The following is a 13,549-nucleotide window of genomic DNA, read 5'->3' as shown; positions in this document are numbered from 1 at the left end:
GATGGCAGCTCCGCCGCCTGACCCCGCGCAGCAGCTTCGCCAGCGAGTTGCCGAAGACGCACGCGCCCTGGCCGGGCAGGTCCTGCGCGAGCAGGCCGCGCCGCCCGAGGCGGCTCTGCAGCAGCTTGCCGCCATGCAGCGCTTGGCCGAACTTGCAGCCGCGACGCCGCGGCCCCGCCGCGCTTGGGCGCCCGCGGTGCTTCTGGTGCTGACCCTGGGGCTCCTGAGCGTGCTGCTGTTCGCCCGCTTGGGCGAGACCGAGGTCCATCTCGCCGTGGTAGTCGACGGCGCGTCGTTCACGCTGGCGACCCGACAGCCGCTGACCGAGACGCTGGTACTGCAGACGCTAGGTGCTTCGGGCCTGCGCGGCTGGCGCACCGAGAGCGCACCGGCCGCTGCGGCGTCGGCGCCGGCCGTGCGCGCGGTGGCCAGCACGCCGGGCACCGTCACGCTCGCGTCTCTGCCCGGTGCTTCCGGCATGCGCGTGCAGCTCCGGCCCGCGCCTAACGGGCTGCAGCTGTCTCTGCAGGGGGCGGGCACGGTGCAGGCCAGCCTACTGGGACGCGTGAGCCTCGAATCGCCAGGGCTGGCGCCGCTCGATAGCGACGGAGGCGTGCCGACGGAGCTGCGACTCGACGCCGGTCCCGACCTCGATCTGGACATCCAGTTCACGTCCACGCCGCCCCTGCAGCTTTTCGCACTACCGCTGGCGGTGTCGGCGCTGGGCCTCGAGCGGCTGGAAGCCGCACGCCAGGGCGGCGACGATCTCGTCCGTCGGTTGTCCACGCTGCGGTCCGGAACTGTTCGCCTGCCCGCACTCGGGGATGCGCAGCGCACGCTGGCGCGCGGTGAACTGCTGCGGCTCGATCTGGTGGATGCACGCGTCGTGCAGATCGACCGCGAGGGCCCGCACCTGGCGTTGTCGCTGCAGGGCCGGGCGCGCGACATCGTCGCCGGCACGGAGCGGCATCCGCGCCGCTTGATGCCCACCTGGCTGGAGTGGTTGGCGGCGCAGCACGGCTTGTCGCTGCTGTGGGGTTCAGCGCTCTATCTCTTCGGCCTGGCGATGGCCGTATGGCGCTGGTGGAGCCGGCCCACATGAGGCACGCGGTTGCGTGGCTGGCTGCACTGTCGCTGATGACGCCGGCCGCCGGCCAGCGTACGACGGCCGACAAGCTGCGGGAGGTGCAGGCCGCGCAGGATGCGCGCGAGGCCGAGCAGGGCATGAAGGCCGCGGTGGCGCGTCTGGTGCTGATCCGCGCCGAGTTCCCCGGCTCGCCGTCCATAGGTGCCGGCCTGATCGTCGGCCGCACGCCCGAGCTGGTGTACGTGGTGACGGCCGACCACGTGGTCCGCCGCGGCGCCGCGGCGGCCTCGCGAGTGACAGTAGCGCTGCGTCATCGCCCCGGCCTGCCCCGCGAGGCACAGCTGCTGCCGCAGCGCGACGTCGAGCTAGACCTAGCGGTGCTCGCCGTGCCCGGCGTGGCGGTCAACGAACTGGACCTGTGCGCGGACAGCTTCTTCGCTCTCGGCGATCAAGACATCGCGCGCGGCATGACTGTCTTCCCGCTTGGCCATCCGAACGGCGTGCGCTGGTTCCGGCCTGTCACGGGTGACGCCGTGGCCGACGTGGCCAACGGCGAGGTGACCTTCCAATCCGCCCTGCTGGCCCCTGGGCAGTCGGGTGGTGCGCTGATGAGCGCCAGTGGGCACTTAGTAGGCATCGTCACCTCGGATGCTCCGCCGTTCGGACGCGCCGCCAGCGCCCTGTCGGTGCTGCAGCGGCTGCGCGACTGGGACGTGCCGCGCATGATGCACAACGTCGGGCATCAGAACATCATCGGCGCCATCCAGTCGCAGAACATCGGCCGGCTGCGCGAGCAACTGCGCGTGTGCGACCCGAACCAGGCCGGCGCCGAGGCGGGCCGCAGCTACATGATCCGCAGGCCGATGGACTATGCGCGGAAGTCGGGCAGCCAGGCCATGGTGGAGGAGTTGCTGCGGGCTGGCGCGCACCCCTAGGCGTAGGGGCAACGCACGTGCTCGGGATGGCGCCAGCCCAAGCGCTATCCCAACTCTGAGCCAATAAAGCGCGCCGTCGTCGTCCGCTGCTGGCCTGACCGTGGCCGACAACTGACTAGAGACCGCCCTACTCGTGGCTGTGCCGGGCTTGAGCTCAATGTATCCGTCCAGCCAAGTCGTCTTGACAGGCGCCTTCGCGCGGCTCGGCTTCCCGGCTGGCCAAGGGTCGATCGATGCAGGTAATGCCCGACGGGTACAGTGCCCGCCACCCGCGTAGCGGCCGTCTGCAGGACTTCGATGGGCTTCGTTGACACGACTCGCGCTTGGGCTCGTCGCATCAAGCGAGATGCGATGACGCTTTGGTTCGCACGATCACACCCGGCCACGCCTTGGTACGCCAAGGCGATGGGCGGGTTCGTCGTGGCCTACGCGCTCAGCCCGATCGACCTCATCCCCGACTTCATTCCGGTGCTCGGCTACGTCGACGACGTCATCCTCCTGCCCATTCTGATCTGGCTCACGGTGCGGATGCTTCCACCGGAGGTGCTGGCTGAGTCACGCCAGAAGGCCGAGCAGTGGATGATGGAGCAGGGATCGAAGCCGCGCAGCCTAGGTGGAGCGGTGGCTATCGTGCTGATCTGGGTGGTCGTCGGAGCAATGATCTCGACGTGGGCCGTACCTGCTCTAGGCCGCTGAGTGCGCGGCCCATCTATGCGGCAGGAGTTCTGCAACCCTGCTAGCCGGCTGGGTCGGTAGCCGCTGGAGCACGTCGCGCAGGTGCGCGCAGGGGTCGAGCCCGTTGATGCGCGCCGAGTGCACCAGGCTCATGACCGCGGCCGCGCGCTGGCCTGCGCGCAGGCTTCCGGCGAACAGCCAGTTCGAGCGCCCGAGGGCGATCGGCCGGATCTGGTTCTCGACCCAGTTGTTGTCGGCGGGTAGCGTGCCGTCGTCGATGTAGCGCACGAGCGCCGCCCAGCGGCCCAGGCTGTAGTCGATGGCCTTGGCCGTCGCTGAGCCGTCCGGCACTTTCAACCGATGCGCCTGCAGCCACGTGTGCAGTGCTGTCGCCCACGGCCCGGCTCGCTCGCGGCGTATCCGCTGCCGCGCTTCGGCGTCGAGCGCGCGGACCTCGTCCTCGACCTTGTACAGCCTGCCGAACAACTCCAGCGCTTCGTGCGCGATCTGGCTCTGGTGGTTGGCCCACAGGTCGTAGAACTTGCGCCGCGCGTGCGCCAGGCAGCCGGCCTCGGTGACGCCGTCGTCGAACAGCGCCTTGTAGCCGCTGTAGTCGTCGCACACGAGGCTGTCGCGCCAAGCGCCGAGGAACGCCTTCGCGTGCCGGCCGGCGCGGCTGTCGGCGAAGTCGAAGACGACGGCCTTGATCGGGTTGAACGGTGTCGTGCAGTAGCTCCACAGGTACGCCCGATGTGTCTTGCCGTTGCCCGGCTTGAGCATCGCCACCGGCGTCTCGTCGGCATGCAGCACGGTGTGCCGCAGCAGTTCACCCTTGAGCGCGTCGACCAGCGGCTGCAGCTGCACGCCGCAGGCACCGACCCATGCAGCAAGCGTCGAGCGCGGGATCGCCAGTCCCGCGCGGCCGAAGATGCTCTCCTGGCGGTACAGCGGCTGGTGGTCGACGTACTTGGCCACCAGCACCTGCGCCAGCAGCCCGGCGGTGCGGATGCCCTTGTCGATGACGTGCAGCTCCACGGGTGCCTGCACCAGCGTCTCGCACTGCGCGCACACCCACTTGCCGCGCACGTGCCGCCCGGCGCTGAACACGCCGGGCTGGTAGTCCAGCTTCTCGGCCACGTCCTCCCCGATGCGCTTCATCGCGCAGCCGCACGCGCACACGGTGCTCGCAGGCTCGTGGCGGATCTCGCGCCGCGGCAGGTGCTCGGGCAGCTTCTCGCGCTTGGGCTGGCGTTTGTTGCGCTCGGCCGGAGCCTCGGGCGCCAACTGCTCGAGCTCGCGCTGCAGCGCTTCCAGGTCGGCGTCGATCGCCTCTTCGAGCAGGCTCTTCTGTTCGGCGTTGAAGTGCTCGCTTCTGGCGGCGAACTTCAGCCGCTTGAGCACCGCCATCTCGTGCGTGATATTGTCGATCGTCGCCTTCTTGAACGCGAGCTCGCGATCGCGCTGCTGGAGCTCACCCACCAGGGAGCGCACGACCTCGCGCAGTTGCTGCGCGTCCAGGGTCTTGAGCTGCGCTTCGTCGATCACGAGGCGTGATCGTGCTGCGCGTGGCGTGCGCGCACCATCGGCATGTCCGGCAATTGCCGTGCGTCGCTGCAACAGCGCCGACTACAGCACTGCAATCACGCCGGCCTCGCCGATGCGCTGCCACGGCAGGCCGAGCACGAGAGCGTCGAGCTGCGGACGCGCCAGGCTCAGCGTGCCGCCGATGTCCTTGGGCCAGATGAACTTGCCTTGGTGCAGCCGGCGCGCGGCCAGCCACACGCCGATGCCGTCGTGCACGAGCACCTTCATGCGGTTGGCGCGCCGGTTGGCGAACAGGTAGGCGTGGTGCGGTCGCGCCGCGCCGAAGACGTGGTCCACGCGCGCCAGCGCCGCTTCGGTGCCGGCGCGCATGTCCAGCGGCTCGACCGCGAGCCAGACCGCGTCCACACGGATCACCGAAGGATCTCGCGCATCCAGGCAGCGAAGTCCACCGCCGCACACAGCGGCCAGGTGATCTTCATCATCACCGCGCCGCGGCGCAACTCGACTTCGATGCCGCCTGCGTCGGCGGCGTGCGCCGGCGCGGCCGTTACCGTCACCGGGACGAACTCGCTCGGTCGATCCAGCGGCGCCGCACCGCTGTCTCGCGCCAGCTTGCGCCAGCCGTGCACGACGTTGTCGTTGATGCCGTGGGCCATCGCCACTTTGGCGACCGACGCGCCAGCGACATTGCATTCGGCCAGCACCTGCGCCTTGAACTCCGCGCTGTACCGCCTCCGGGTCGCTCTCTTGTCCGCTCCCATAGTGTCCACTTAAGTCTTACGTGGACACCATCGTTATCGCCCGCGGCGCCGAGCTCAAGATGGGTTCGCCGCGCGCTTACAGCTCAATGGTCAGATCGCTCGATGGTGATCGGCCGCTCTGCAGCGATTGCCGTCGGTGGTCGCCCGCGGCCGAACTCACGCTGACTGACACCAAGCTGCCGTTGGCCACGGCGACTGGCTCCACCATGAACGGCTGCTGTTCGAGCTGCAGCGGTCTTCGGCCAGTTCGACGCAGAGCAAGATGTCGGCGAGCGCTTCTGCACGGCTTGAACTGGCACTCCCGCCACCCTGAGCCGACATCCGATGTCCCGAACGCGTCGCCCCGAAACGGCCAGTCGAACCGGCACATGGGCCACCGAAGGAGGGTCCGCCGGACTTACACCACGCGCACGGACGCGACTTGTTGGTTGGCAACTAGCGTACTGCGAAGTCAAGACCGTGTCGGCCATCGTCGGCGAGCAGCGTTTGCGAGAAGTCCAACTTCCTGGACATGGCGCCGCAGAGCACCAGCGTGCCCGGGTCGGCGCGCCGGCCAGGAGAGGGGACGGAAACTGCATGCAGCGAGCCGCATCGATCATGGCGGCCTGCGTCTCTGGGGTAGATGTACGCCCCTTCCTACTGCGCCGTCGCCTGGCGTACAGCCCGGCCCCAGTTGGCCATCAGCTCGTCGGCGCGCTCGCGCGGCAGAGTCGGCAGAAACCGTCGCTCGGGCTGCCAGTGGGCGGCCAGCGCGCGGGTGTCGGGCCAGATGCCCGCGGACAGGCCCGCCAAGTAGCCTGCTCCGAGCGCCGTCGTTTCGACGACCTTCGGGCGCACGACAGGAATGCCCAGAAGGTCGGCCTGGAACTGCATCAGCAAGTCGTTGACGCACGCGCCGCCGTCGACGCGCAGCTCGGTCACTGGTGTGCCCCCGGCCGCTACGGCGTCGCGCGCCATCGCCTGCAGCAGCGAGGCGCTCTGGAACGCGATACTCTCAAGCGCCGCCCTGGCAATGTGCGCGACGGTGCTGCCACGCGTCAGGCCGACGATGGCGCCGCGCGCCTCGGCGTTCCAGTAAGGCGCCCCGAGCCCGGTGAAGGCGGGCACGAACATCACGCCGCCGGCGTCGGGCACACTCTCGGCGAGCGCCTGCACCTGGGCGCTGCTGGAGATGGCGCGCAGCCCGTCGCGCAGCCACTGCACGACCGCGCCGCCGATGAAGACGCTGCCTTCTAGTGCGAACTTGGGGGTGTAGCCGGGCTGCGCGGCGCGCGTGGTGATCAGCCCGTTGCCGCTGCTGCGGAACTGCGTTCCGGTGTGCATTAGCATGAAGCAGCCGGTGCCGTATGTGTTCTTGGCCAGGCCGGTCTCGAAACAGGCCTGGCCGAACAGCGCGCTCTGCTGGTCGCCGGCGATGCCGCCCACCGGCACCGCGGCGCCCAGCCAGTCGGCCCGGGTGTGGCCGTAGACGTGGCTGGACGGGTGCACCGCCGGCAGCAACTCGCGCGGGATGTCAAGCAGCGTCAGCAGTTCTTCGTCCCATTCGCTCGTGTGCACGTTGAACATCAGCGTGCGCGCGGCGTTGCTGACGTCGGTGGCATGCGCCTGGCCGCCGGTGAGCTGCCACAGCAGCCAGCTGTCGACGGTGCCGAAGGCGAGCTCCCCGCGCTGCGCCGCGGCGCGCGCGCCGTCCACGTGGTCGAGGATCCACTGCAGCTTGGTGCCCGAGAAGTAGGCGTCGAGGATGAGGCCCGTCCGCTCGCGGAAGGTCGGCTCCAGCCCACGGGCGCGCAGTTCGGTGCAGGTGGGCTCGGCGCGTCGGTCCTGCCAGACGATGGCGTTGTAGACGGGCTCGCCGGTGCGGCGGTTCCACACCACCGTGGTCTCGCGCTGGTTCGTGATGCCGATTGACGCGATGTCGACCGCGCCCAGCCCGGCCTGGGCCAGCGTCTCGCGCGCGGTGGCCAGCTGCGTCTGCCACAGCTCCAGCGGATCGTGCTCCACCCAGCCGGGCTGCGGGTAGATCTGCCGGAACTCGCGCTGCGCCATCGCCACCACCTGGCCCTGGGCGTCGAACACGATGCTGCGCGAACTGGAGGTGCCCTGGTCCAGGGCCAGCAGGTGGGTCTTCATGGTGCGCACAGCGTGAGGTTGACGCCGGCCTCGGCCAGCAGCGCCGGGAAGGGCTCGGGCGGCGGCAGGTCGGTGAACATGTTGTCCACCTGGTCGAGCCGGCCGAGCTCGACCATCGCCGGCCGGTTGAACTTGCTGTGGTCAGCGGCCAGCCAGATCTGCCGCGAGTGTTCGATGATGGCGCGCGCCACCTTCACCTCGCGGTAGTCGAAGTCGCGCAGCGTGCCGTCGGCCTCGATGCCCGAGATGCCGATGAGGCCGATGTCGACCTTGAACTGCTGGATGAAGTCGACCGTGGCCTCGCCGACGATGCCGCGGTCGCGCGCGCGCACCACGCCGCCGGCGACGATGAGCTCGCAGTCGGGGTTGTCGGACAGGATCGCCGCCACGTTCAGGTTGTTGGTGATGACGCGCAGGCCCTTGTGGCCGAGCAGCTCGCGCGCGATGGCCTCGGTGGTGGTGCCGATGTTGATGAGCAGCGAGCTGCCGTTGGGCACCGCCTGCGCCACGGTGCGGGCGATGCAGCGCTTGGCGTCGTCGTTCAGCGCCTGGCGCTGGCGGTAGGCGATGTTCTCGGTGGTGGAGCTGGGCAGCCGCACGCCGCCGTGGAAGCGCGCCAGCAGCCCCGCCTCGGCGAGCAGGCGCACGTCGCGGCGCACCGTCTGCAGGGCCACGCCGAAACGTTCGGCGAGTGCCTCCACCGAGAGGCTGCGCGCGCGCCGCACCTCGTCGAGCAGTTCGAGCTGGCGTGGATTCGGATCCATTGGTCCCGAATCTAAACGAACGAATACGAACACTCTTTCGGGTTTGCACGGATCGGCTGCGAACATTAAACGAACACAATCGCTCGAAAATCGGACATGCCGACCGAACCTGCGTCCGCAGGACGCCCGCCGCACAACCGCACCCACCGCCTTCGTGAGCACCGCCCCTGCCGCCCCTGCCGCGCCGTTCCCGGCCGAGCCGCCTGCTGCCTGCGACGTGCTCGTCGTCGGCGGCGGCATCAACGGTGCCGGCATCGCGCGCGACCTGGCGGGGCGCGGCCTGTCGGTGGTGCTGTGCGAGAAGGACGACCTGGCCGCGCACACCTCGTCGTCGTCGACCAAGCTCATTCACGGCGGGCTGCGCTACCTGGAGTACTACGAGTTCGCGCTCGTCCGCAAGGCGCTGGCCGAGCGCGAGGTGCTGCTGAAGAACGCGCCGCACATCATGTGGCCGCTGCGCTTCGTGATGCCGCACGACGCCGCGATGCGCCCGGTGTGGATGGTGCGCGCGGGCCTGTTCCTGTACGACCACCTGGCCCGCCGCGAGGTGCTGCCGGGTTCGAGCACGGTGGACCTGCGCACCCACCCCGCCGGCGCGCCGCTGAAGAAGGTCTTCCGCAAGGGCTTCGTGTATTCGGACGGCTGGGTCGACGACGCGCGCCTCGTGGTGCTGAACGCCATCGACGCCGCCGAGCGCGGCGCCGCCGTGCTCACGCGCTGTGCCTGCACCGACGCGCAGCGCGGCGCGCAGCACTGGCAGGCCACGCTGCGCGGTGCCGACGGCGTGCCGCGCGCACTGCGCGCGCGAGCGCTGGTCAACGCCGCGGGCCCCTGGGCCGCCCAGTTCCTGGCCGAGCACGCGCACGCGGCAGAGCGCAAGTCGCTGCGCCTGGTCAAGGGCAGCCACATCGTCGTGCCGCGGCTGTTCGAGCACGAGCACGCCTACATCTTCCAGAACACCGACAAGCGCATCATCTTCGCCATCCCCTACGAGGGCGCGTACACGCTGATCGGCACCACCGACGTCGAGCACCACGGCCCCATCGGCGCGGCGCGCATCGATGCGGACGAAACCACCTACCTGTGCGCGCAGGCCAGCCGCTACTTCGAGCGCCCCGTGGCGCCCGCCGACGTGGTGTGGAGCTACTCCGGCGTGCGCCCGCTGCTCGACGACGAATCGGGCGACCCCGCGGCTGTGACGCGCGACTACGCGCTCGAGCTCGACACGCGGCAGGCGCCGCTGCTCAACGTGTGGGGCGGCAAGCTCACCACCTACCGCAAGCTCGCCGAGGAGGCCGCCGACCTGCTGGCGGCACCACTGGGCACGACGCGCGGCACCTGGACCGCCGCGGCGCCGCTGCCCGGCGGCGACCTGAGCGCGTGGATCGGCGCGCCGCAGCGGCCCGACACCGACTTCGAGCGCTTCGTGCAGGCGCTGACGCGCCGCCACCCGCAGCTGCCGATGCCGCTGGCGCGGCGGCTGGCGCGCGGTTACGGCGCGCGGGTGGAGACGCTGCTCGGCCCCATCGGCAGCCTGGAGGAGATGGGCGCCGAGGTCGCCCCCGGCCTGTACGAGGCCGAGCTGCGGCACCTGCACCGCCACGAGTGGGCGCGTTGCGCCGACGACGTGCTGTGGCGCCGTACCAAGCTCGGCCTGCACTACGACGAGGGCCAGCGTGCGCAGGTGGCCGCGTGGTGCGTCGCGCACTGGCGCGATGCGCCCGCGGCCCCCGCCGCGGTGGCCGGCGACCGGGAGGCCTCATGGACCTGACGCTCAAGGCCGTCGAGCAGCGCGTGGGCGCGGCCACGCACCTGTACCCGATCGACCTGACGCTGGTGCCACGCGCGGTGACGGTGCTGCTGGGCGCCACGCAGGCCGGCAAGACGACGCTGATGCGCGTGATGGCCGGGCTGGATGCGCCGAGCGCCGGCCGCGTGGTGGCCGATGGCCGCGACGTCACCGGCCTGCCCGTGCGCGAGCGCAACGTGGCCATGGTCTACCAGCAGTTCATCAACTACCCGTCGATGACGGTGGCCGACAACATCGCCTCGCCGCTGAAGCTGCGCAAGGCCGCGGGCATCGAGGCGCGCGTGGCCGAGCTCGCTGCCAAGCTGCACATCGAGCCCTTCCTGCAGCGGCTGCCCGCCGAACTCTCGGGCGGGCAGCAGCAGCGCGTGGCGCTGGCCCGCGCGCTGGCCAAGCAGGCGCCGCTGATGCTGCTGGACGAGCCGCTGGTCAACCTGGACTACAAGCTGCGCGAGGAGCTGCGCGACGAGCTCTCGGCGCTGTTCGCCACCGGCGAGTCCACCGTCGTCTACGCCACCACCGAGCCCACCGAGGCGCTGCTGCTCGGCGGCTACACCGCGGTGATGGACGCCGGCGAGCTGCTGCAGTACGGCCCCACGGCCGAGGTCTTCCACCGGCCGCGCTCGATCCGCGTGGCGCGCGCCTTCAGCGACCCGCCGATGAACCTGCTGGATGCGCAGGCGGCAGCCGGCGGCATCGCGCTGCCCAAGAGCGTGATGTTGCCGCTGGCCTTGCCGCCCAACCAGACGACCACCGGCTTCCAGGCGCTGACGGTGGGCATCCGCGCCAGCGCGCTGCGCGTGCGCCCGCGCCCGGGCGACCTGGACCTGCCCGGCATCGTCGAACTTGCCGAGATCTCGGGCTCCGACACCTTCGTGCACGTGGAGACCGGCATCGGCGAGCTGGTGGCGCAGCTGCCCGGCGTGCACGTGCTGACGCTGGGTGCGCCGATCACGCTGCACCTGAGCCCGGCGCAGGTCTACGTGTTCGACGCCCGCGGCGACCTGCTGATCGCCCCCGAAGGCCACCCGGGCCAGGAGACGCGCTGAGATGGCCCGCATCGACCTCGACCTGGCCCACGCCTACCGGCCCAACCCGCAGCGCGACGAGGATTACGCGCTGCTGCCGCTGAAGATGAGCTTCGAGGACGGCGGCGCCTACGCGCTGCTGGGCCCCTCGGGCTGCGGCAAGACCACGCTGCTGAACATCGTCTCGGGCCTGGTCAAGCCGTCGCACGGCGGCCTGAAGTACGACGGCCGCGACGTCACGGCCCTGAGCCCGCAGCAGCGCAACATCGCGCAGGTGTTCCAGTTCCCGGTGATCTACGACACCATGACGGTGGCCGAGAACCTGGCCTTCCCGCTGCGCAACCGCGGCGTGCCGGCCGAGAAGATCCGGCAGCGGGTCGGCCGCATCGCCGAGATGCTGGAGCTGAGCGCGCAGCTCGACACGCGCGCCGCCGGCCTGGCGGCCGATGCCAAGCAGAAGATCTCGCTCGGCCGCGGCCTGGTGCGCGAGGACGTCTCGGCCGTGCTGTTCGACGAGCCGCTGACCGTGATCGACCCGCACCTGAAGTGGCAGCTGCGGCGCAAGCTCAAGCAGATCCACCAGGAGCTGAAGCTGACGCTGATCTACGTCACGCACGACCAGGTCGAGGCGCTGACCTTCGCGCAGCAGGTGGTGGTGATGACGCGCGGCCGCGCGGTGCAGATCGGCACCGCGAGCGAGCTCTTCGAGCGCCCGCGCCACTCCTTCGTCGGCAACTTCATCGGCTCGCCGGGCATGAACTTCATCGCGGCGCGCGGCACGGCTGAAGGCGTAGAGGTCGACGGCCGCGTGCTGGCGGCGCCGAACGCGGCGCTGGCCGGGCTGGGCGATCTGACGCTGGGCGTGCGCCCCGAATACGTGCAGCTCGCCGCCGCCGACGACGCGGGCGCCGTGCCCGGCGTGGTGACGCAGGCGCAGGACATCGGCACCTACTGGCTCGTCACCGCGCGCATCGGCGCTGGCGAGGGCGCATCGCTGCTGCGCGCGCGCCTCGGCCCCGAGCAGGCCATCCCGCGTGTCGGCGACGCTGTGTGGCTCACGGTCGTCGGCCCCCACACCTGCTACTACAAGAACGAGGAGCTGGTGGCATGAGCGCTGTCAAGCCGGTCAACCAGAAAGCCTGGCTGCTGATCCTGCCCGTCATCCTGTGCGTGGCCTTCTCGGCCATCGTGCCGCTGATGACGGTGGTGAACTACTCGGTGCAGGACATCATCTCGCCCGAGCGGCGCGTGTTCGTCGGCACCGAGTGGTTCAAGGCCGTGATGCGCGACGAGGAACTGCACGGCGCGCTGCTGCGTCAGATGGTGTTCTCGCTGAGCGTGCTGCTGGTCGAGATCCCGCTGGGCATCGCACTGGCGCTGGCCATGCCGGCGCGCGGCTGGCAGGCGTCGGCGGTGCTGGTGACGGTGGCGATCTCGCTGCTGATCCCCTGGAACGTGGTCGGCACCATCTGGCAGATCTACGGCCGCACCGACATCGGGCTGCTCGGCGCGTCGCTGGCGGCACTGGGCATCGAGTACAGCTACACCGGCAACGCCACGCACGCCTGGCTCACGGTGCTGGTGATGGATGTGTGGCACTGGACGCCGCTGGTGGCGCTGCTGTGCTACGCCGGCCTGCGCGCCATCCCCGACGCCTACTACCAGGCGGCCAGCATCGACGGCGCCTCCAAGTTCGCGGTGTTCCGCTACATCCAGCTGCCCAAGCTGCGCGGCGTGCTGATGATCGCCGTGCTGCTGCGCTTCATGGACAGCTTCATGATCTACACCGAGCCCTTCGTGCTCACCGGCGGCGGCCCCGGCAACGCCACCACCTTCCTCAGCCAGTACCTGACGCAAAAGGCCGTGGGCCAGTTCGACCTCGGCCCGGCCGCGGCCTTCTCGCTGATCTACTTCCTCATCATCCTGCTGCTGTGCTTCATTCTCTACAACTGGATGCAGCGCGTGGGCACCGCCGACAAGAACGAGGCCGGCCATGGATAAGCGCTTCCGCAAGAGGACGCTGTTCCTCGCGCTGTACCTGGTGTTCGCCATCCTGCCCGTGTACTGGATGGTGAACATGTCGTTCCGCACGAACGAGGAGATCCTGTCCTCGTTCAGCCTGTGGCCCAAGGCCTTCACGCTGGAGCACTACCGGACGATCTTCACCGACGTGTCCTGGTACTCGGGCTACATCAACTCGCTGATCTACGTCGCCATCAACACCGTGATCTCGCTCGTGGTGGCGCTGCCGGCGGCCTACGCGTTCAGCCGCTACCGCTTCCTCGGCGACAAGCACGTGTTCTTCTGGCTGCTGACCAACCGCATGACGCCGCCGGCGGTGTTCCTGCTGCCCTTCTTCCAGCTCTACACGACCATGGGGCTGATGGACACGCACATCGCGGTGGCGCTGGCGCACCTGCTGTTCAACGTGCCGCTGGCGGTGTGGATCCTCGAAGGCTTCATGAGCGGCATCCCGCGCGAGATCGACGAGACGGCCTACATCGACGGCTACTCGTTCCCGCGCTTTTTCCTCACCATCTTCGTCCCGCTGATCAAGGCCGGCGTGGGCGTGGCCGCGTTCTTCTGCTTCATGTTCAGCTGGGTCGAGCTGCTGATGGCGCGCACGCTCACCAGCGTCAACGCCAAGCCCATCGTCGCGACGATGACGCGCACCGTATCGGCCTCGGGCATGGACTGGGGCGTGCTGGCCGCCGCCGGCGTGCTGACCATCGTGCCCGGGGCCATCGTCATCTGGTTCGTGCGCAACTACATCGCGAAGGGTTTCGCGATGGGTCGCGTCTGAGGAGGGATGGC

The 13,549-nt window shown here is 69.8% G+C and carries 13 protein-coding genes; 8 read left to right on the top strand and 5 right to left on the bottom strand.

All coding sequences use genetic code 11. From position 1 onward, the window contains the following. Position 1 precedes the first annotated feature (1 nt). From ACPOLB_RS26910 to ACPOLB_RS26900, 3 genes are all read left to right on the top strand, one after another. Entirely contained in the window at positions 2-1,102 is a 1,101-nt protein-coding gene (locus ACPOLB_RS26910) for a hypothetical protein (protein ID WP_425259145.1), read from the top strand. Next, positions 1,099-2,022 carry a S1 family peptidase gene (locus ACPOLB_RS26905; protein ID WP_425259144.1) on the top strand — a complete coding sequence of 308 codons (924 nt, stop codon included), beginning with the start codon at positions 1,099-1,101 and terminating at the stop codon, positions 2,020-2,022. The genes ACPOLB_RS26910 and ACPOLB_RS26905 overlap by 4 nt, the downstream gene beginning before the upstream one ends. Before the next feature lie 297 nt (positions 2,023-2,319). Continuing rightward, a complete protein-coding gene (locus ACPOLB_RS26900; RefSeq protein WP_425259143.1) occupies positions 2,320-2,718 on the top strand; it encodes a YkvA family protein in 399 nt (132 codons plus the stop codon). Here the strand turns inward: ACPOLB_RS26900 and tnpC are convergent. The 5 genes from tnpC to ACPOLB_RS26875 all read right to left on the bottom strand — a co-directional run bounded on the left by tnpC (position 2,707) and on the right by ACPOLB_RS26875 (position 7,900). Continuing rightward, positions 2,707-4,239 (bottom strand): IS66 family transposase, encoded by a 1,533-nt coding sequence (gene tnpC, locus ACPOLB_RS26895; protein ID WP_425261983.1) that lies wholly within the window; start codon positions 4,237-4,239, stop codon positions 2,707-2,709. The two genes, ACPOLB_RS26900 and tnpC, sit on opposite strands and share 12 nt — an antisense overlap. An 84-nt stretch (positions 4,240-4,323) precedes the next feature. After that, the gene (gene tnpB, locus ACPOLB_RS26890) at positions 4,324-4,656 is read right to left on the bottom strand and encodes an IS66 family insertion sequence element accessory protein TnpB (RefSeq protein ID WP_425259142.1); all 333 of its coding nucleotides are present in this window, start codon (positions 4,654-4,656) and stop codon (positions 4,324-4,326) included. Beyond that, positions 4,653-5,003 carry an IS66-like element accessory protein TnpA gene (gene tnpA, locus ACPOLB_RS26885; RefSeq protein ID WP_425259140.1) on the bottom strand — a complete coding sequence of 117 codons (351 nt, stop codon included), beginning with the start codon at positions 5,001-5,003 and terminating at the stop codon, positions 4,653-4,655. The genes tnpB and tnpA overlap by 4 nt, the downstream gene beginning before the upstream one ends. Positions 5,004-5,639: 636 nt before the next feature. Further along, positions 5,640-7,136: a glycerol kinase GlpK gene (glpK, locus tag ACPOLB_RS26880; RefSeq protein ID WP_425259139.1), complete on the bottom strand. Its 1,497-nt coding sequence runs from the start codon at positions 7,134-7,136 to the stop codon at positions 5,640-5,642. Then, a complete protein-coding gene (locus ACPOLB_RS26875) occupies positions 7,133-7,900 on the bottom strand; it encodes a DeoR/GlpR family DNA-binding transcription regulator (RefSeq protein ID WP_425259138.1) in 768 nt (255 codons plus the stop codon). The genes glpK and ACPOLB_RS26875 overlap by 4 nt, the downstream gene beginning before the upstream one ends. 154 nt (positions 7,901-8,054) lie before the next feature. Here ACPOLB_RS26875 and glpD point away from each other — a divergent pair, with 154 nt between their 5' ends. The 5 genes from glpD to ACPOLB_RS26850 are packed head-to-tail and all read left to right on the top strand — an operon-like array spanning position 8,055 to position 13,538. Further along, on the top strand, positions 8,055-9,671 hold the full coding sequence (glpD, locus tag ACPOLB_RS26870) for a glycerol-3-phosphate dehydrogenase (RefSeq protein ID WP_425259137.1): 1,617 nt from the start codon (positions 8,055-8,057) through the stop codon (positions 9,669-9,671). Further along, positions 9,662-10,756 (top strand): ABC transporter ATP-binding protein, encoded by a 1,095-nt coding sequence (locus ACPOLB_RS26865; protein ID WP_425259136.1) that lies wholly within the window; start codon positions 9,662-9,664, stop codon positions 10,754-10,756. The genes glpD and ACPOLB_RS26865 overlap by 10 nt, the downstream gene beginning before the upstream one ends. 1 nt (position 10,757) lies before the next feature. Continuing rightward, positions 10,758-11,846, top strand: a complete 1,089-nt coding sequence (locus ACPOLB_RS26860; protein ID WP_425259135.1) for an ABC transporter ATP-binding protein — start codon at positions 10,758-10,760, stop codon at positions 11,844-11,846. After that, the gene (locus tag ACPOLB_RS26855; protein WP_425259134.1) at positions 11,843-12,736 is read left to right on the top strand and encodes a carbohydrate ABC transporter permease; all 894 of its coding nucleotides are present in this window, start codon (positions 11,843-11,845) and stop codon (positions 12,734-12,736) included. The genes ACPOLB_RS26860 and ACPOLB_RS26855 overlap by 4 nt, the downstream gene beginning before the upstream one ends. Next, positions 12,729-13,538: a carbohydrate ABC transporter permease gene (locus ACPOLB_RS26850; RefSeq protein ID WP_425259133.1), complete on the top strand. Its 810-nt coding sequence runs from the start codon at positions 12,729-12,731 to the stop codon at positions 13,536-13,538. Before ACPOLB_RS26855 ends, ACPOLB_RS26850 begins: the two co-directional genes overlap by 8 nt. The last annotated feature ends 11 nt before the right edge of the window (positions 13,539-13,549 follow it).

It is taken from the genome of Rubrivivax soli, assembly GCF_049810355.1.
Taxonomy (GTDB): Bacteria; Pseudomonadota; Gammaproteobacteria; order Burkholderiales; family Burkholderiaceae_C; genus Rubrivivax.
This window is presented reverse-complemented; position numbering and strand designations above follow the sequence as displayed.

Bases quoted from the DNA above. Each gene is read 5' to 3' on its own strand.
- ACPOLB_RS26910 (WP_425259145.1), top strand. From the start codon at position 2: ATGGCAGCTCCGCCGCCTGACCCCGCGCAGCAGCTTCGCCAGCGAGTT.
- ACPOLB_RS26905 (WP_425259144.1), top strand. From the start codon at position 1,099: ATGAGGCACGCGGTTGCGTGGCTGGCTGCACTGTCGCTGATGACGCCG.
- ACPOLB_RS26900 (WP_425259143.1), top strand. From the start codon at position 2,320: ATGGGCTTCGTTGACACGACTCGCGCTTGGGCTCGTCGCATCAAGCGA.
- tnpA (WP_425259140.1), bottom strand. From the start codon at position 5,003: ATGGGAGCGGACAAGAGAGCGACCCGGAGGCGGTACAGCGCGGAGTTC.
- glpK (WP_425259139.1), bottom strand. From the start codon at position 7,136: ATGAAGACCCACCTGCTGGCCCTGGACCAGGGCACCTCCAGTTCGCGC.
- ACPOLB_RS26875 (WP_425259138.1), bottom strand. From the start codon at position 7,900: ATGGATCCGAATCCACGCCAGCTCGAACTGCTCGACGAGGTGCGGCGC.
- ACPOLB_RS26865 (WP_425259136.1), top strand. From the start codon at position 9,662: ATGGACCTGACGCTCAAGGCCGTCGAGCAGCGCGTGGGCGCGGCCACG.
- ACPOLB_RS26860 (WP_425259135.1), top strand. From the start codon at position 10,758: ATGGCCCGCATCGACCTCGACCTGGCCCACGCCTACCGGCCCAACCCG.
- ACPOLB_RS26855 (WP_425259134.1), top strand. From the start codon at position 11,843: ATGAGCGCTGTCAAGCCGGTCAACCAGAAAGCCTGGCTGCTGATCCTG.
- ACPOLB_RS26850 (WP_425259133.1), top strand. From the start codon at position 12,729: ATGGATAAGCGCTTCCGCAAGAGGACGCTGTTCCTCGCGCTGTACCTG.